The following is a 17,825-nucleotide window of genomic DNA, read 5'->3' as shown; positions in this document are numbered from 1 at the left end:
CAGTATTCCAGCCATTTCTAGCATCAGGATCATAGCCTAAAAAGGCAGTCAGTTCAGCTTCTAACAAGTCATTAACAGCTTGTTGGATTTCATGACGAAGCAAATCATTAATTTTATCTTGATTGAATAGAGCTTGAGTTATATTTTTGGTAAAATCATTCATGAAGGAGTTCTTCTTTCTGTATGTGTTTTTTGTTCAAACCAATCATACGAGAAAGGAACTCCTTTTTCTAATGTTTTAGGAAATTAAATTAAGGAATAATTCATCCTTACACAAACTATTTTACGGTCTCGAAAGGATATATTTTATGAACCGAGTAATTACATACGGAACCTTTGACTTACTTCACTATGGGCATATAAATCTTTTACGAAGAGCAAAAAATACGGCGATTATTTGATCGTCGCACTTTCAACAGATGAATTTAACCGTGAAAAGGGTAAGAAAAGTTATTTTAACTATAACAAACGAAAATCTCTTTTAGAATCTATTAGATATGTTGATTTAGTCATTCCAGAAAATAATTGGGATCAGAAGATAAATGATATGCATGAATATCATATCGATACTTTTGTCATGGGCGATGACTGGAAAGGAAAATTTGATTTCATTAAGGACGAGGGCGTAGATGTTGTTTATCTACCTAGAACCCCTGAAATTAGTACAAGAAAAATAAAGAGAGATTTGAAACTTTAGTAAGATACACTTTATTACTTATAAAGTGATATTTTCTTTTTATAATACTTTAAAAGCATCTTTGCATTTTCAGTAGTATCATAGCCCTTTTCCTTTAGCTTTTGACAGTATGAATTTGATCTTAGTTCACGGTTGTTAGCTATAGGTATTTTTATCTTTTGGACCCAATCTTTAGGAGAATCTAGTCTTTCAAAAGAAATGTTACTTACAAGATCATTTTCTGAAGAAATTATATTAGATACTACAGCATCTAATCCGGACGCTGTCGTCTCTATTAAAGTATAAGGCTGCCCTTCATATAAAGATGGAAGAAGAAATAAATCCATTGCATTCAGCCATCCCGAAGTATCACTTACTGCACCAGTGAAGAATATATGTTTACGCAAAAACGCATCACTATCGACACGTTTTTTTATTTTTTCAAAATTCACGCCACTTCCAACTAAGACTAAATAATAATTATCGCCTAGCTGTTTAATCAGATCTAGCAAAACAACCTGATTTTTTTGTCTATTAAATTTTCCCACATTTCCCAGCAAAATATCGTCTTTATTAAGTTTAAGTGTTTTTCGATAGTTTTCTCGCAGACTTTCATCAAAATGAAAATGTGACAAATTTATTCCATTTCTTATAACTAAAAATTTTTTCTGATGAAATAGCCACTTGCCCGCAGCAATGTTACATGCTACACGTCCATTGACTGTTAAATTAAAGATAGGACGTAATAATTTATTTATATTCGTATGATCGGCAGTTGTATTATGGCTATGAGCTATACGAACTTGGATTCCTGCAATCCATGCGGCCAAAAGCTCAACTGACATTGTAGTACTGTTACCATTTACATGAACAATATCATATTTTTCTTTTTTTAAAACTTTTATTAATTTCCAGAAGTATATTTGTGGCGAATTATCTCGCATGGGAAGTTCGATTAGTCTTATTCCTTTTGAAATTATTCTCTTTTTAAGGGCTTTTTTCACTTTATTAGGAGCAATAATAGCTACGTCTTCTCCCCACTTAGAAAAAAGATAACTATTATTTAAGATGAATGTAGATATACCATTTTCTTCTAGATTAACAGTATTAATCAGTGCAATCTTCATTTTTCACCTAAAGTTTAAAATCTACGAGATTATGTCGAGTTACCCGTTGATCCTTAGGAGGCAACTCTCTCCAATTACCATAATCATTTACTAGCATTTGTTCATAATATTTAGAAATCAAGAAATTGTGATTTTCAAATTTATGATCCTCAGCTTCATCAAAAAACTTTCTGCAATACACATCTTTTTTAGCGTATGTACTTGGAAAAATTCTAACCTTTTTAGTTTTTTCTTTATCATACTTACACATTATGTCAAAGGCCTTATTCCTAATCTTTTTAGTATTATTTGGAATAAGATATTTAATCAGACCAGCAATTATTTTCTTTTTTCCTTTTCGTGCTTTAACAGATAAATACTTAGCCATAAACATATGTCTTAAGAAAATAAAGCTATTAAATTGTTTTTTGTCTTCGGATTTCTTATCACTTACATTATCAACAGGAAATATATCTATAAAAACTCCATGATTAATATTGTACTCAGCCAAATATGACTCCTTAAATAAGGTATTGTTAATTCGAATCTTATCAAACAAATATAAATACTCTGGATCAGTGCTCATATCTTGATAAAAATACTTGGAAGGTAATTCTGTTTTACAAATTAATTTAAACTTCTCCAAGTCATCCCTTAGCATTGCTATATCCACATCATCCCAAGGAATAAATACATTATGGCGAATCGCTCCCAATAATGATCCACCAATTAAAGTATATTTAATAGAGTGTTTTCTGCAAATCTGATCAATTACTGTCAGTGCTTCTAATTCTAAAGAGTGTATAGCTTTTAATTCATTACTCGATAACACTTTTTTTTGCATAAAAATCCTGAATTCTTTTAAAACTAAATTTTATTTTTTATGATGTTTATTGCATTTTTCAACATTGAAATGGCAATTTTATTCTTCAACAAAACCAAAATTGCACCGTATATAAGAATTGAAGAATTTACTGAAAAAATCGTTACCATTATCATTGAATTCCAACTCCATTGACATAGTAAACAAACACCTACTATCCCAATACAGCCGATAATTGATTCTAAAAGATTTTTTAACGTTTCTTTCTTAAATATAATTGGCTTAATAATATCTCTGCATGAATAACCATTCATTATCATTACACTCAACTCTGCCAACACTGTGCTTAATGAAGTGCCGTCATACGACATTGTAGGTATCAAAACGAAATTTAAAATTATATTAATTACCGCCGTTACTAATGTATTTCTTAAAACTTTATTTTCTCTTTTAGCTGGAATCAATACACAATCCGAAAAAATCCAACTAAAAATTGAGAAAATAATCGCCCACGTAATAATTCGAAGTGAATTTACAGATGGCAAAAACTTTTGACCAGCAATTATTAAAACAACTTCTCGACTTAGCATTAATAGGCCAACCGATGCAGGCAATACTAACACACCTAAAGTGTTAATTACTCTAGTCAATACGTCATTATACTCTCTTCTCCTTCTTTGCCCCCATAGCATAGCTAACCGAGGTATTGTTACTGTTAAAACAGCAGAAAGTAGACTTTGTGCTATCTGATATATTTTTACAGACGTACTATAAATCCCAACTGCATAATCATTCTTCATCAATCCAAGAATAGTATTATCTGAATAAACATATATAGTTACAGCAACCGAAGAGGCAAAAATAGTCAATATTGGTTTTAAATGATATTCCCATCTAGTATTCAAAGTTAAACGAATATGAATAAAACTTCGAGCATGTACAAAATTAAGGAAATTTGAACCAACACTAGCCAACACGGTTATAGCAGCATATATAAGATAATCTGACGGTCTTTTTACAAAAATAAATAATAAAATTATCGATAGGATTTTAAAAATTATACTTCTGATAGTAATGTAGGTATAATCTTCATAAATCGTATAAATCCATTCAGTCCCTAAAGTAGTAAATAAAATTTGGATACTAAAAATCAATATACAAGCTACATAATTATTTAGATTTTTGAATATTACTAAGCTCAATAATAATAATATGTATGCAATTACGGTAGCTAATATATTGATACTAAAAACTTCGCTAGAAAACTCCTCAATTTGTTCCTTATTATCTCTATACTTTGCACCCTCACGAACTGCATACGTAGCAATTCCTAATCCAGCAATTAATATAAAATATCCAATATATGTATTAGAAAAATTATAAATTCCTATTCCAGAGACAGATAAAACGCGAGAAATATATGGGAAAGTTACTAATGGAAATAGTAAATTTAAAACACTTCTTAATCCATTTAAAAAGGCATTTAATCCCAAAGATTTTTTGCTCATGACTTTCCTTTCTTAAGATTTTTGAGTCTTCTTAAAATCTTTCCAATCATTCCAATAGTTACAAATAACGGATAACATTTTTTGAAAGCCCAAATTTCAATCTTATATCTGGTATTACAATCCTTCATATATATATCTTGATTCAAAAACTTAATTAAATCTGGATATAATTGAATTTGAGATTTGTTTAATCTATGAAAAAAGGAAATAGCACTAATTAGAGTCTCTCTTCTTAATTTTGTACTTAGGGAAGAATAATTTGCTTTGAAAAAAGTATACATTTCATAATGAGATAACGCAGAATCCTTTAATTTTTTTGTTGAAAGATTATGAGTCAATCCATTTTCCCTTATTCGATATAAATATAGAGTTGTATTTTCTAATCTAAAATGGGTAGCTTTATCATACAATTTATATATAATAGCCAAGTCTTCAGTGTATATACGATCCTCAGGGAATGCTATTTTCTTAAATAGCTCTCTTCTAAAAATTTTATTCCATGGAAAAGTAGCAAAACGCTCATCTAATAACGTGCCCATAGCTTGAAATTTTGAGATTCTTTTACTATCGTCTATTCTATTTAAACTGCAACTTTTATCGATATTTTTTTTCTCTTCAAAGCGTAAATAACCAAATATTAGTACATCAAGATTGGAGTAACAAGTTAGGATCATTTTTTTTATGTATTCTAAACTACCTTTTCTAATAGCATCATCACTATCTACAAACCATATCCAATCACCAGTACTTTTTGATAATCCATAGTTTCTAGCTCTAGATACTCCCGCATTTTCCTTATCAAAAATCCTAATTTGAGAATATTTAGCTTGATATCTCTCAGCAATGGTTCTACTGTTATCGGTGGAACCATCATTTACAATTATTACTTCAACATTCTTCAAATCATTCTGAATTATACTGTTTAAACATATAGCAATATAGTTTTCAACATTATACATCGGAATTATTATACTTATTATCGGCTTTTTATCTACCATTTTTTAGTTTATTCGCTATTTTCCATTTCCACATAATTCTAAAATAATGAGGATTCAAATCTTCCCGTTTTAGTTTTTTAATATAATTCTTCGACACATCAACTGGTAAATCTAACAAATTAAATTCATTCGGTATTATACTAAACGCTTTTGCCTTTAATACATTTGAACCTAATTTCATTTTTCTCTGCTGCAAATGGACATATAAAAAGCTTTCCTTTTTTAAATTATTATTGTTAATTACATATCTAACTATATTATGTCCATCCCAAATGCATATAGATTTCTTATAATTTTCGGTATAGAAATCATCTGTATAATAATCATATATTACATTTTTGAATTTTGTTGGTGTAACACGTGGATTATATGACCAGTCTGCATGAAAAACGTTATATCCATTTTTCACAAAGATAGTATCTATATTTTTCTTTCCATTTCCAGTTTCATCAAATACTTCAATTTTATCTGAAGTTAAGGCTTTCTTATAGTAATATTCTTTATTTACAGGCTTTAAAAAAGCTCTATTTATCTCAAAACTGTTTTTAAATAAAACCATATGTCCTAGGGAGAATATTTTATCGTATTTATTTAAAAAAGATAATGGTAATTGCTCATCTAGATTTCCCATAATAGTATCTATATCACAATAGCCCCAGTAAGAATATTGTCTAATTAAATCCTCAAACAGATATCCATATGTAGGTTTAAAATCACACAATTTTTTTGGATATTCCAAAGCTAATTTTTCTTTAAACTTTTTCTGTGCAAATCGTTTAAATTCATTCCATTCCATAAAGATTTTCTTAACATTTTTAGGATATGAAAATCCTCTATTATCATTCGTTATAATTAGCCAATCAAATTTCTTATTTGGTGCACAACTATTCAAAAATAATTGGAAATAATTGGGAAGTTTTCCAAAATATGGAATTATAAAACATGCTCTTTTCATTTTAATCCTTCTTCATTAGTGTACGTTATCAATGTTGAGAATGGCGTTAATAAGAATATGTTATATTCTAAGGAATAAAAGTGTTGATCTATTAAACTATCTAAAACTATAGCAAGTAAAACAAATGGAACTATATATTCTTGTTTCTTTAAACACTTTTGGACTAAATATCTATAACCTAATCCTACAAGAATTAATAATACTAATCCATACGATAGCAAAAATACATAAAAACTATTGTCAATATAAAACCAGCCTTTGAAAAAAGAAGAAATATTAGTATAAATATCTTGCCCCCAGATAGAATATCCCCAAAATTCAATCCCCATTCTATTATTTGTTAATCTAGCCGAAGTAATTTGATTAATAAATTCAAGCACCGAATTATTTGGATATCTGATAAAAAGTTCCGTTACTAAATACGATAATAATGCACCTATAAAAAAGAGATTTTTAAGAATTGATTGTGTAAATTTAGAAATTTGAAAATCAGATTTAAAAATTTTTCTTTTTAGGAAGATAGTATACGGTATAAGTAAAAGTAATGTGAGACTTCCTAGTCTAGAACTACTTTCCACTAAAGTTATTATTGCTATAACAAATATTAATAAGTATAAGGAAGTATTATTACGTCCTTTCATCAAATTTAAATAGATCTTGGATAAAGTAATATATACTATCAGCTGAACTAAATCCGTTGGCATTCTATATCCAAACGTCTTTCTTCCTTGAAGTACCTGTCCATCTCCAACCAAACCTAGAATATAAGCTAATAACATTATTAGCAACACACTACAGGCAACTACAAAAAAAGTCTTCAATATTTTCTCAAAGCGTATGTGATAGGCACTTAAAATAAAGATAATATTAACAATTAAAGCATAACTATAATTGTGCTTAAAAGAAATTATAGAGACAATAGTTAAAATAATTATAAAAATAATTACTTCTATTTTCTCAAGGGTAAGCCTATTTACTGCATAATATAATTCACGAAAATCTATAATAAAACTAAATATGGAAATAAAGATGCCCAAATATATTAAAAAATATCTTCCATGTAATGGTACAGGTAATAATGTATGTCCTAAGAGCTGACCAACTAAAAATAAGGCTAATCCCAGACAATACAATCTCTCCCGCTCAAGTCTTATTTTCATTTACGTTCCACCATCTTTTGCTTTTTACAATAATTCAAAAATTCTTTATATGACAAAAACTGAGTATTGGAATTATTCAATTTTTTTAAGCTTTTATCAAAGTTTCTCATTAATTCTAATTGAGCCCTATACTCATTAAATATTTTAGAAGGTCTAAATAAAAAGAAATACTCATCCATCTTTTCTTCTGGTGGATAAGTCTTAAATCTTTTCTTGTACTCTAAAACGTATTCTACTGCCTCTTTTAATTGGCGTTTCTCTCTTTTATCTCTATATTCTTCAAGAGTCATTAGTTTTCGAGCGGGATTTCCTGCATATACAGAATTAGAATCAACATTTCCACTTACAACACTATTGGCACCAATTATTACATTATCACCAATATGTGATCCACCTAGAATTGTAGCGCCCCATCCTATAAATACGTTATTGCCTATTACAGTTTTACGTTGATTTCCATAAATAATTCCATATTTTTTCTTCAACACAGACCAACTGTAATCATGCGTTAATATAGTTACCGGACCCGTTATTTGAACATCATTTCCAATTGTCAAAAGATGCGGATTTTGTACATCAATTGTTGTATTGAATGGGCGAAAAATTTTTATATTAGTACCTAATTTAACTCCGCTATTTCTTAAATGTGTTAAGTATGTTTCTTCAGTAGCCTTATATCCAAATAAAATAGTCTTAATTTTGTCTTTTATGCTCATATTACAACCTGTATAAATCCTTTAATCTATTTTTTTGATTTTATTAGCGGGGATGCCTCCAACTACTGTATGAGCAGGAACATCATGCGTCACAACGGCTCCAGCTGCAATCACAGCACCTTCTCCAATATTAACACCCTTAGTAATAGTAACATTTGCACCAATCCACACATGATCTTCAATATTAACAGGTGCAGTAATTAAGTTCCCATGAACCCCTTTTTTATCAACAAAATGATCATGATCTACAATCACTACATTATTAGCAATATTTACGTGATTACCTATATTTATCTTCTCAACTGCAGTAATTGAAGAATACATAATCCCCAATCGTAATATTCGCTCCTTCTACTTCTTTTATATATAGTGGACCTTGACTCATTAAGAATTTTCCAATTCTAAGATTAGAATTGCTTTGCAAATCTATTTTTAGTTTACCTCGAATTGAATTTATAATACTCAGCTGGATTTTCTTAAGATATCTATTCTTAAAAAACAAAATAAAAATATAGCCTTAATTCCTAATATTATTTTATACATCATTCTTAAATAACTTGAACCTTAATTAATATAGAAAGTATTAAAATGAACTTATGTTTAATAAGCAAAACGAATAATCTCTGTCTTATAGCTAACTTATCAATTGGATAATTTTTTATCACTTCATTTAAGTCAGCATTTGAACAAATTTCTCGAACATTTTTAATTATTTTCCTTATTGGCATAAATTCTAACTGAGATAATGATGATCGAACATTAATAAATAGTGTCTTAGCTAATCTTAGACGCGCTTCTGTAAATGACTTATTAGCCAAATTCAATTTACTAAGTTTATCTACCATATACATAAAGAAATATATACTTTTTTCAAATCTATCTGGTCGGTAACTTTTAGATAGAGATTTTGGATTAGCTCTATAATAATATGCACTTGAATTAATAATTCTTACTCCTTTTGCAAATTTATAATAGTCCGAATCCCACACAATATCTTCAGAAATCAGTTTACGTTCCGAAGCAAAAATGATCGAATTTTTTTTAATAATCTTACATGAATACAGAGAATTCCAAACTGATGGCCGAAAAGAGTTATGTTTATTAGGGCTACTTCCTAACATACTAACAAACAATTTTTGATAAATACTTTCATGCCTAAAAATAGATTCAGTATATTCACGAGTATAAAGAACTTCGCCATTATCCTTTACTTTGGAATATCCTCCGATTACTGTATCTATACTTTTACCATCTAGACCAGCAACTAGTCTTTTTATTGCATTCTTTCCTAAATAATCATCACTATCTACAAAAGTTACATACTCTCCCTTTATTCTTTCTAATCCATAGTTTCTAGTGAATCCCAATCCTGAATTTGCTTTATGAAAAGAATAAACGAATGAGTATGTTTCAGCATAATCATCACATATTTTTCCGCTACTATCAGTAGAACCATCATCTATCAATAATATTTCAATATTTTGATATGTTTGATCAACTAATGACTCTATGCATTTTCTTAAATATTTTTCAACGTTATAAATCGGAACCACAATTGAAACTAATGAATTCATTTAATTTCCCTTTCAGATTATTTCGCCAATCCATCCACAATTTTCTCTAGCTTTTCATTAAATTGCTTATTATTACTACTTTCACCGACATTTTTAGTTTTAGCAATTTGATCATAATTATCAATTGTTGTTTTTAAATCATCAATATCGTATACAGGAATGATATTATTCATTCTCTCTGCAATCAACTTGGTAAACTCAACTTGATGATTATTTACATGCTCATGAAATTTTTCTTGTCTTGGCACTACAATCGGAACTTTTCCAAATTGCAAAGCCTCGATAAAGCTGGAAGGACCACCATGAGTAATTACAATTCGTGCATCCCTTAACGCTTGTTGCATTTCGTCAAAAGACATCATTTTATGCGCTTCGCAGTTTTTAGGAATATAAGTACTGAAACCTATTTGGATAATAACCTTTTCTTTAATATCTCCACTAGCCACTAAATCATCGACTTTTTTTATAAGACGATTAAATGGCTGCTCGTGTGTCCCTACTGTAACAAAGATCATTAAAAAATACTCCCTAAATTAATAGCCTTAGGATAAACTTTCTTCATTTCTTCCCATTCGACAATAAATCGATCTGTAATTGGATAAACAAGTTTCCCAGTTAAAGTTGGCTTATCATAGCGATCAAAAACCTCAATATAGACTGTCTTAGCACCCATCAATTTACCAATATAAAAAAATGGAACTGCTACTGCAGCTCCACTAGAAATAATAACATCAGGACGTTCTTTACGGAGTACTTTAATAGCTAAGAAAGTATTTTTAATTAGATTCTTCAGATTACGATTAGTAGGATAATGACATCCATACATCTTCTCACCTTTAAGTTTGCTTCGAGCATCTTCCTTGTCAAAAGTTACCCAAAACCGATCTTTATTTTGCCAAAAAGGTTTTAACATGTATAAATGCGTTAAGTGTCCACCACTAGACCCAACTAAACAAACTTTCATAAAAGATGTACTCCTTAATACGCTCCATTAGGATGAATAACCACCCCAATAGTTTTAATAATCAACTTTAAATCTTCCAATATTCCAGAATGGTTGATATACACGATATCAAGCCAAGCCATTTCATCAAAGTCAGCTTCGTTACGTTTAGTAACTTGCCACAATCCTGTACAACCTGGCATAACAAGCAATCTCTGCTTATCATAGTCAGTATATTCTTCTACCTCTGATGGTAAAGGTGGACGTGGTCCAACTAGTGACATATCACCGGTTAGGACATTCCATAATTGTGGCAATTCATCAAGACTGTACTTACGAATAGTATGACCAATTTTAGTAATTCTTGGATCATCCTTAATCTTGAACATCGCACCATTAATTTCGTTCTGATCTTCCAGTTGATCAATCATTTGATCTGCATTGACAACCATTGAACGAAACTTCCACATCTTAAATGGTTTTTCATCTTTACCAATTCTCTCTTGTGAATAGAATGCTGGTCCACCGTCTTCATGTCTTATTTTTATTATTAAAAATAAAAATAATGGAGACAGTAGAATCAATCCGACCGCACTAGCAATAATATCAAACAATCTCTTCAATACGTGATAAACATACCGCCCATGCACTTTGACCGGATTAACTTTTAGTTTCTCCATTACCATCATTTTTTCTCTTACCCTCAATGTCATATATTTATAGTACCTTTCTGTAAAATAAACACACTTCTTATTTAATATAGCACAAATATTCAGCTAATGCCACAAATCTGCAGATTTGCAGATTAAAATAGCCAGAATTTTTTCTTTTTGCCAAGTGGCTGCCAATCTAGCTGCACATTGTCCCCATTTACAAATGCGCGAGCATTATCTTCATATTGCTGAGCAAGATCACTCCTGAATTCCTTGCTCAGCTTTTTTAATGCTTCACTATATTGATATTGTCTCTTTGGCAAATCGTGCGCATCCGAAGCGAAGCAGGCACATTGGCCTGCTTTGATAAACTTGCGTGACATTTCTTCAATTTTTTTGCCAAAGGTTCACATGTAAGAACTAGCAGTAATTTGCACTAAGCATCCCTGCTCAATTAATTCTTGCAAGATAGTTGGCTCTTCCAGAATCTTCTTGTTACGCTCTGGGTGCACCACAATTGGTGTAATCCCGCGCTGCATTAATTCAAAGACCATATCTCGCGTATAAGCTGGTACATCGTCACTTGGAAATTCCAAGAGCATGTATTGTCCATCCACATCTAAGAAAAGAATATCGTCATCATCTAATGCCTTAGGCAAGTCTCCAGAAATTCTGACCTCTTGCCCAGGAAACACCGTTAACGGAATCTTGGCATCGTCTAACATATCCTGAAAGTTTTCTGTTAAACGAATAACGTCTTTCTTATGATTGATATACTTGCCATTAAGCATGTGCGGCGTGCAAACTGCATGAGTTACCCCATCCGCAACTGCTTCTCTAGCTAACTTGATTGATGTTTGCCAATCTTTGGCACCATCATCGACGCCCGGCAAGATATGGCAGTGAATATCAACTAAAACCATTTACTTTTTCAACCTAGAAAATATTCCTTTTTTCTTCTTTGCGTCTTCTTCGCCGTAGCCATATCCATAACCGTAGCCATATCCATAACCATAGCCGGCATTATCAGAACTAATATCGTTCATAATGAAGCCTAATACCTTGGCCTTAGAGAAGTTAAGCATTTCAACAGCACGTTTAATGGCAGCCTTTTGTGTTTTACCTTGACGTACTACTAAGATAATGCCGTCTAAGCGACGAGCTAATTCTTGCGTATCAGATACTTCAATCACTGGTGCCAAGTCGATGATTACCATGTCATAGTGATCTTCAACTAAGCTGATGAAGTCTTGCATTCTCTTAGATCCAATCAATTCTGATGGGTTAGGTTGTGTAGGACCAGCAGGTAAGATTGCTAAGTCAGCAATCCCACTGTCTTGGACAACTTCATCTAGATCTACTTCTTTTGCAGTAGAAGAGATAACTGTACTTAATCCTACATGATTGCTTAAGTTAAATGTTCTGTGAACAGTAGGACGACGTAAGTCGGCATCAATCAACAATACCTTATGGCCCGCTTGAGCATAGGTTACAGCAACGTTTGCAGCAACGGCTGACTTACCTTCACTGATGCTAGCAGAAGTAAAAGCAACAGATTTGATATCATGGTCAACTGCCATGAAGTTAATGTTGGTACGAATGGTACGGAACTGTTCAGTTACTGGACTCTTAGGATCAGCAACAGTAATTAACTTAGCACCCTTTTTAATGGCTTCATCTGTACCACGTTTTTTCTTAAAAAGTGACATCAGTTACCTCCTATACTCTGCGTCTCTTGCGTTGTTCACGCTTAGCAGCTGGCTTATTATTATTCTTCTTAATCAACTTAAATGATGAAGATACATGGAAGTGAGATACATATCCTAAGTTGGTCAAACCCAAATCTTGAGTTAAGTAAGTATCATCACGAACAGTGGTATTAGTCATTTCACGAATTAAGATCACTGCAAAGGTTAATACTAAACCAATAACAAATCCTGCTAAAGTAAACATCTTAACGTTAGGTGATGATTGAACACCATTAGTAGCTGATGCAACGATCGTAACGTTATCGATATTCATGATATTAGGAATTTGATCTCTGAATGATCTAGCAACTGCATTAGCTTCAGCCTTAGCCTTTTCAGGAGTATCAGCCGTAGCAGAAACTGAGAATACCTGTGATTGTTGTTGCGTAGCAACTGAAACACTCTTAGCTAATTGCGCAGCTGAAACGCTATATGCCTTACCGTCACGTTTAATGACTGCTGGTTGAGCCTTTCTCACCAAGACTTTTCTACCATTATCAGTAGTTTTGTACTTAGCTGGCTTAGCCTTCTTAACCACTCTAACTGGGTTAGTCAAACGATCAGAAGCATCCTTCAAGATTACATGACTAGTTACAATATCTTTATAGGTATTAACTAACTGCATGTTAGCTTGTTGGGTTATATATGCTGTATTAGGATCATTCTTATTGGATTTTTGGTTAACTAAGATTTGTGCACTAGAAGTATACTTTGGTGAAATGACAAAGTTAGCAATTCCCCAACCTACTAATGTTAATCCAATACTCCAAAGAATCAATGCCCAGATATGTCTGCGACAAAGTTGAAGCAATTGAGTAAGATCAATTGTATTATCAGTTTGCTTTTGTTCTTGTTCCATCTGTCTTTCCTTTAATTATGATTCATAACGTAACTTGCTTTATTAGCAGCTACCTTAGTCTTTGGCAATTCTAAAGCATCCCTAATCTTATCAGATACTCTTTGTCTTTCTTCCTTACTTACAACTTCGATTTCCATCAAGCCAAACTTAGGATTCATAGTTTGCTTACTTACACCTTGAGCATGGTCTTGGCTCAAGTTATCAGTGGCCTTGCGGTAATCCATACCAATCTTGTACATTTGGTTCATGGTCAAGTCAGTCTGCATTTCATCAGAAATTGAATTCAAGAAATTAGAATTCAACAAAGTTGTTGGTGAAACAGACTTCTTAAGAAGCGCCATAATTACTCGGCGGTCACGATCTTGACGACCGTAGTCTTGACGTGGATCTCCGTGACGAAGTTGAGCAAAGGCTAATGCTTTTTTACCATTCATATGATAAGTCTTGCCTTCTTCGAAGTGGTAGCCCATATTATTGAACGTAAGTGGTGAAGTTACATCTATACCACCGACTTGATCGATTGCCTTCTTCAAGCCGCCCATGTTAATCATGATGTAGCCGTCAATTGGCACGCTGTAGTACTTATCCAGCGTCTTGATCGTCTCGCTAACGCCGCCCAGCGTGTAAGCTGAGTTCATCTTCGTTACCCCATATTCTGGGTAATCTGGGAAGATTGCGTTAGAGTCACGCGGAATAGATACAATGGTAGTCGTATTCTTCTTAGGGTTGATGGACATCATCATCATGGTATCCGTCCGGCCCTTCCAGTGACGACCCATCGCACCAGTATCGATACCCAATAACAAGATGTTAATTGGTTTCTTTTCATTTAACAAATTATCAAGAGTCCGACCCTTGTTGCTCTTCGTATTCTTAGCAACGGGGGTGTACATGTTTTGCGTTGTACTACGCAGGTTCTTGTAAACCATGCCGCAAACAAAAAGACCAATGACCACGACAATTCCTAGCACAATCCAAAAACCACGCCAAAATTTTCTGTGATGATGACGATGGTGATGGTGATGTCGACGCATCGGCTTTTTATCTTGTTGATTCTTTTCTACCATATTAATCCCCTCAATATATTATAGACCTTTACATTATATACTCATTCCATAACATTTTACTAGTCCTGAATAGGCTTTCTAAGGAGATAAATTTAGCTTTTGGCTTACTTACGCCATTTTGAAGCAAGAAAAAAATCGCTGCTCTGTTAAAATAAGAGCAGCGATCTTCTGCATTTGTTTCGAATGCAATTATGATTTAACCTTATTGCCCACTTACTATATCATGGAAGCTATTTAATTTCTAGCAAAAGCTAATTTTAGACCACAATCCGCTTCTTTCCTTATTATTAACAACTGTAATACAATTAAAGTATAAAGAATTTCGAATAACGAGGTGTACTCATGATCGACAATCAACCTAAAAAAACAAAAGCTTATATCGCGGGCGTAAACTTGAATGACCCGAACTTCGATTACTACATGACGGAGCTGGCTAACCTAACTGAAGCCGATAATATGGAAGTCGTCGGCCAAAGCCAGCAGAACGCCGAATCGATCGTCGCCGGAACCTACTTCGGGTTAGGCAAGATCAACGAGATTAAGGCAATGGCTCACGGACTTAAAGCTAAGGTCTTAGTGCTTAATGATGAACTAACGCCGGTGCAGATCCGCAACTTAGAAAAGCTCACCAAGTTGCGCGTCGTCGACCGAACTGAATTAATTCTAGAGATTTTCGCTAGTCGGGCTAGAACTAAGCAAGCTAAGCTGCAAGTTCAACTAGCACGTTTACAATACGAACTGCCCCGCTTGCATCCCTCAGAGAACAACCTGGACCAGCAGCGTGGCGGTGGCTACTCCAACCGTGGTGCCGGTGAAAGCAAACTGGAATTGAACCGTCGGACGATTGGTAAGCAGATCTCTACCATTAAGAAGGAACTCAAGGCCGTAGCTAGTCAGGAAGAGATTAAGTCAGCTCGCCGCAACCAAAGTCGCATCCCTAAAGTTGCCTTAGTCGGCTACACCAACGCCGGCAAGTCAACCACGATGAATGGTTTACTCAAAGAGTTCAGCGACGAAAGTGGCAACAAGCAAGTCTTCGTGAAAAACATGCTTTTCGCCACGCTAGACACCAGTGTCCGTAGAATTGACTTGAAGGACAACTTCAGCTTTATTCTGTCCGATACTATTGGCTTCATTTCCAAGTTGCCGCACAATTTAGTTGAATCATTCAAGGCTACCTTGCAAGAGACTAAAGATGCTGATCTCTTGATCAATGTTGTGGATTCATCCGATCCTAACATGGTACAGATGATTCGCACGACGCAGAATGTTTTAGATGAGATCGGCGTTAAGGGCATCCCAATGATCACCGCCTATAATAAGGCCGACAAGACTGACCGTAATTATCCGCAAATTGAAGGCAGCGACATCCTTTATTCAGCCATTGACCCAAAGTCAATCAAGATGCTGGCCCAGCTCATTACCAAGCGTGTCTTCTCTAACTACGAGAAGTATCACTTAGTTTTGCCACTCAGTGCTGGCAAGGAACTGGCATATTTGCACGAGAACGCGCAAGTGCTCAGCGAAGATTATCAAGATGACGGCGTTCACCTTGAAGCCAACATCGCGCCCGACGACCAAGGACGCTTCAAACAATATTTGGTCTAGTTAATAGACTGGGGACTAAGAAAATGAAGAGACAGAAGCTGCTAGTCGCGCTAATGGCGTTATGCTGCATGGGAATGAGCGCAACACCGGCTTACGCGGCAAAATATTCCAAAGCAGAATCCAGAGAAGTGCGTCGCTTTCAGCGTAATTACCGTGCTTTAAGCAAGACTCGCTACACGAGAGACGACATCTACACAGTCGAACCGAACTTCAGCATCCCCTTTTCAGCGGGAGAGCTTGATCCGGATTACATTAGCGCTTCGATGGACTACGTTAATTACTACCGTTCATTAGTGGGACTGCCGCGTGAAGCTAATTACGATAATGACAACCGTAACGCGCAGATCGGGGCCGTAGCTTTAGCTGCCGTTAGTGCGAAGCAAAACCTGAATGTGCATGGACTGCTCGGGTATTTTCGCCCGAACTTTATGAGTGAAGACTCCTGGGATACCGCGGAGATTTCGACTCTAGGCAATGTTAATTTTTTAGAATCAAATAAGGGGACCACTGCTGGTGAAGTCGTCACGGATCTACTGCGTGACAAGAACAATCTTTCTGGCTTTGGCAATGTGGGTCATCGTAGTCTGATCTTATCAACACGCGCCACACGTATGGGGATCGGGGCCGCATATGGTGAGATCAACAATACGCTGTATTCCGTGGAGAACGGGATTTTTGCGGATGATATTTTACGCACACCGGTTAAAGATGAAGTACTTTATCCAGCTAAGAAGGTCTTCCCTTATGAATTGGCTACAGGCAAGACGCCATGGTCCTATTCGACCACCAAGAGTATCACGGGTAGACCGAAGGTGTACATCACTGATCTGACCAAGAACAAGAAGAAGCGTTACGCGGCCAGAGACATCCTCAACTTCGGCAAGGCGTTCTACGGTGATGGCTACTCTACCACGATCACGTATCAGCTTGGCAAGATTAAGCTGGTCAATACCCATAAATATAAGGTAGAGATTGGCAAGCATTGTACGTATACGTTTAGATTTTTTAGAGAAAAGGGTAAATTGAAGTAGGAATGGAATATGGCATTAGTAGTCACTCAAACAGATTTTAGGCAAAACTTTAGATCTTATGTTAGAAAATATTAGGTCAATACAGTCATTTCGCTTCAAATGACCCTATTTTCCTAAGAATGCAACTTTTTTTAGCCAATATCTGCCGTTAACCTTTTTAAAACACTCCGTTTATCTATGATGATAACCGAAGCTATAAGGACAACTTTACAACAGCGTCAACCCAGCTAAAGCCAGCCGCCAAGCTATTTTCGTTTGTCAAGTGGACGCTCAAATGAGAGGCGACCATTTGACTGGATGCAACACTGCATCCGCTATCCCTTCATCTAATGAAAATTTAGGGAATACTTTTCTGATTATCTGCAAGGCTCCGTTAATATCCGCATTAACCAGTCTGCCG

The 17,825-nt window shown here is 34.2% G+C and carries 17 protein-coding genes and 3 pseudogenes; 3 read left to right on the top strand and 17 right to left on the bottom strand.

Features of this window, described 5'->3' with window-relative positions:
- A pseudogene (locus tag BLP58_RS11950) lies at positions 1 to 163 on the bottom strand (IS256 family transposase); the annotation flags it as partial.
- A gap of 145 nt (positions 164 to 308) precedes the next feature.
- On the opposite strand from BLP58_RS11950, the pseudogene tagD reads away from it, so the two are divergent.
- A pseudogene (tagD, locus tag BLP58_RS09445) lies at positions 309 to 697 on the top strand (glycerol-3-phosphate cytidylyltransferase).
- Positions 698 to 711: 14 nt separating this feature from the next.
- On the opposite strand, the gene BLP58_RS09440 reads toward tagD, so the two are convergent.
- From BLP58_RS09440 to BLP58_RS09365, 16 genes and pseudogenes are all read right to left on the bottom strand, one after another.
- On the bottom strand, positions 712 to 1,803 hold the full coding sequence (locus tag BLP58_RS09440) for a glycosyltransferase (protein ID WP_013854750.1): 1,092 nt from the start codon (positions 1,801 to 1,803) through the stop codon (positions 712 to 714).
- Positions 1,804 to 1,810: 7 nt separating this feature from the next.
- Complete coding sequence (locus BLP58_RS09435; RefSeq protein WP_013854751.1) at positions 1,811 to 2,626, bottom strand: LicD family protein; 816 nt, start codon at positions 2,624 to 2,626, stop codon at positions 1,811 to 1,813.
- A 23-nt stretch (positions 2,627 to 2,649) separates the two neighbouring features.
- The gene (locus BLP58_RS09430; protein WP_013854752.1) at positions 2,650 to 4,113 is read right to left on the bottom strand and encodes a flippase; all 1,464 of its coding nucleotides are present in this window, start codon (positions 4,111 to 4,113) and stop codon (positions 2,650 to 2,652) included.
- Positions 4,110 to 5,111, bottom strand: a complete 1,002-nt coding sequence (locus tag BLP58_RS09425; RefSeq protein WP_013854753.1) for a glycosyltransferase family 2 protein — start codon at positions 5,109 to 5,111, stop codon at positions 4,110 to 4,112. The genes BLP58_RS09430 and BLP58_RS09425 overlap by 4 nt, the downstream gene beginning before the upstream one ends.
- On the bottom strand, positions 5,101 to 6,066 hold the full coding sequence (locus BLP58_RS09420) for a DUF6625 family protein (protein ID WP_013854754.1): 966 nt from the start codon (positions 6,064 to 6,066) through the stop codon (positions 5,101 to 5,103). Before BLP58_RS09420 ends, BLP58_RS09425 begins: the two co-directional genes overlap by 11 nt.
- Positions 6,063 to 7,226, bottom strand: a complete 1,164-nt coding sequence (locus BLP58_RS09415; RefSeq protein WP_013854755.1) for a hypothetical protein — start codon at positions 7,224 to 7,226, stop codon at positions 6,063 to 6,065. The genes BLP58_RS09420 and BLP58_RS09415 overlap by 4 nt, the downstream gene beginning before the upstream one ends.
- Positions 7,223 to 7,942: an acyltransferase gene (locus tag BLP58_RS09410; RefSeq protein ID WP_025084272.1), complete on the bottom strand. Its 720-nt coding sequence runs from the start codon at positions 7,940 to 7,942 to the stop codon at positions 7,223 to 7,225. The genes BLP58_RS09415 and BLP58_RS09410 overlap by 4 nt, the downstream gene beginning before the upstream one ends.
- Positions 7,943 to 7,963: 21 nt before the next feature.
- The gene (locus BLP58_RS12815) at positions 7,964 to 8,266 is read right to left on the bottom strand and encodes an acyltransferase (protein ID WP_049775999.1); all 303 of its coding nucleotides are present in this window, start codon (positions 8,264 to 8,266) and stop codon (positions 7,964 to 7,966) included.
- Positions 8,267 to 8,490: 224 nt separating this feature from the next.
- Positions 8,491 to 9,516 carry a glycosyltransferase family 2 protein gene (locus tag BLP58_RS09400; RefSeq protein ID WP_013854758.1) on the bottom strand — a complete coding sequence of 342 codons (1,026 nt, stop codon included), beginning with the start codon at positions 9,514 to 9,516 and terminating at the stop codon, positions 8,491 to 8,493.
- A 17-nt stretch (positions 9,517 to 9,533) separates the two neighbouring features.
- A complete protein-coding gene (locus BLP58_RS09395) occupies positions 9,534 to 10,031 on the bottom strand; it encodes a glycosyltransferase (RefSeq protein WP_013854759.1) in 498 nt (165 codons plus the stop codon).
- Complete coding sequence (pssD, locus tag BLP58_RS09390) at positions 10,031 to 10,480, bottom strand: PssD/Cps14F family polysaccharide biosynthesis glycosyltransferase (protein ID WP_013854760.1); 450 nt, start codon at positions 10,478 to 10,480, stop codon at positions 10,031 to 10,033. Before pssD ends, BLP58_RS09395 begins: the two co-directional genes overlap by 1 nt.
- A 14-nt stretch (positions 10,481 to 10,494) precedes the next feature.
- On the bottom strand, positions 10,495 to 11,145 hold the full coding sequence (locus tag BLP58_RS09385; RefSeq protein ID WP_025084271.1) for a sugar transferase: 651 nt from the start codon (positions 11,143 to 11,145) through the stop codon (positions 10,495 to 10,497).
- A 119-nt stretch (positions 11,146 to 11,264) separates the two neighbouring features.
- Positions 11,265 to 12,035, bottom strand: a pseudogene (locus tag BLP58_RS09380) (tyrosine-protein phosphatase).
- Positions 12,036 to 12,821 carry a CpsD/CapB family tyrosine-protein kinase gene (locus tag BLP58_RS09375; protein ID WP_013854763.1) on the bottom strand — a complete coding sequence of 262 codons (786 nt, stop codon included), beginning with the start codon at positions 12,819 to 12,821 and terminating at the stop codon, positions 12,036 to 12,038.
- Positions 12,822 to 12,831: 10 nt separating this feature from the next.
- Positions 12,832 to 13,719 carry a YveK family protein gene (locus BLP58_RS09370; RefSeq protein ID WP_056956913.1) on the bottom strand — a complete coding sequence of 296 codons (888 nt, stop codon included), beginning with the start codon at positions 13,717 to 13,719 and terminating at the stop codon, positions 12,832 to 12,834.
- 11 nt (positions 13,720 to 13,730) lie between these two features.
- Positions 13,731 to 14,786, bottom strand: a complete 1,056-nt coding sequence (locus BLP58_RS09365; protein WP_013854765.1) for an LCP family protein — start codon at positions 14,784 to 14,786, stop codon at positions 13,731 to 13,733.
- A gap of 342 nt (positions 14,787 to 15,128) precedes the next feature.
- Here BLP58_RS09365 and hflX point away from each other — a divergent pair, with 342 nt between their 5' ends.
- Positions 15,129 to 16,394: a GTPase HflX gene (gene hflX / locus BLP58_RS09360; protein WP_013854766.1), complete on the top strand. Its 1,266-nt coding sequence runs from the start codon at positions 15,129 to 15,131 to the stop codon at positions 16,392 to 16,394.
- A gap of 23 nt (positions 16,395 to 16,417) precedes the next feature.
- The gene (locus tag BLP58_RS09355) at positions 16,418 to 17,425 is read left to right on the top strand and encodes a CAP domain-containing protein (RefSeq protein ID WP_025084270.1); all 1,008 of its coding nucleotides are present in this window, start codon (positions 16,418 to 16,420) and stop codon (positions 17,423 to 17,425) included.
- Positions 17,426 to 17,825 lie beyond the last annotated feature (400 nt).

The organism is Lactobacillus kefiranofaciens (assembly GCF_900103655.1).
GTDB classification, from domain to species: domain Bacteria; phylum Bacillota; class Bacilli; order Lactobacillales; family Lactobacillaceae; genus Lactobacillus; species Lactobacillus kefiranofaciens.
The sequence above is the reverse complement of the archived record's forward strand: the minus strand, read 5'-3'. Positions and strand labels throughout refer to the sequence as shown.

Coding starts and splice junctions, on each gene's coding strand:
- BLP58_RS09440 (WP_013854750.1), bottom strand. CDS start 1,803: ATGAAGATTGCACTGATTAATACTGTTAATCTAGAAGAAAATGGTATA.
- BLP58_RS09435 (WP_013854751.1), bottom strand. CDS start 2,626: ATGCAAAAAAAAGTGTTATCGAGTAATGAATTAAAAGCTATACACTCT.
- BLP58_RS09430 (WP_013854752.1), bottom strand. CDS start 4,113: ATGAGCAAAAAATCTTTGGGATTAAATGCCTTTTTAAATGGATTAAGA.
- BLP58_RS09425 (WP_013854753.1), bottom strand. CDS start 5,111: ATGGTAGATAAAAAGCCGATAATAAGTATAATAATTCCGATGTATAAT.
- BLP58_RS09420 (WP_013854754.1), bottom strand. CDS start 6,066: ATGAAAAGAGCATGTTTTATAATTCCATATTTTGGAAAACTTCCCAAT.
- BLP58_RS09415 (WP_013854755.1), bottom strand. CDS start 7,226: ATGAAAATAAGACTTGAGCGGGAGAGATTGTATTGTCTGGGATTAGCC.
- BLP58_RS09410 (WP_025084272.1), bottom strand. CDS start 7,942: ATGAGCATAAAAGACAAAATTAAGACTATTTTATTTGGATATAAGGCT.
- BLP58_RS12815 (WP_049775999.1), bottom strand. CDS start 8,266: ATGTATTCTTCAATTACTGCAGTTGAGAAGATAAATATAGGTAATCAC.
- BLP58_RS09400 (WP_013854758.1), bottom strand. CDS start 9,516: ATGAATTCATTAGTTTCAATTGTGGTTCCGATTTATAACGTTGAAAAA.
- BLP58_RS09395 (WP_013854759.1), bottom strand. CDS start 10,031: ATGATCTTTGTTACAGTAGGGACACACGAGCAGCCATTTAATCGTCTT.
- pssD (WP_013854760.1), bottom strand. CDS start 10,480: ATGAAAGTTTGTTTAGTTGGGTCTAGTGGTGGACACTTAACGCATTTA.
- BLP58_RS09385 (WP_025084271.1), bottom strand. CDS start 11,145: ATGGTAATGGAGAAACTAAAAGTTAATCCGGTCAAAGTGCATGGGCGG.
- BLP58_RS09375 (WP_013854763.1), bottom strand. CDS start 12,821: ATGTCACTTTTTAAGAAAAAACGTGGTACAGATGAAGCCATTAAAAAG.
- BLP58_RS09370 (WP_056956913.1), bottom strand. CDS start 13,719: ATGGAACAAGAACAAAAGCAAACTGATAATACAATTGATCTTACTCAA.
- BLP58_RS09365 (WP_013854765.1), bottom strand. CDS start 14,786: ATGGTAGAAAAGAATCAACAAGATAAAAAGCCGATGCGTCGACATCAC.
- hflX (WP_013854766.1), top strand. CDS start 15,129: ATGATCGACAATCAACCTAAAAAAACAAAAGCTTATATCGCGGGCGTA.
- BLP58_RS09355 (WP_025084270.1), top strand. CDS start 16,418: ATGAAGAGACAGAAGCTGCTAGTCGCGCTAATGGCGTTATGCTGCATG.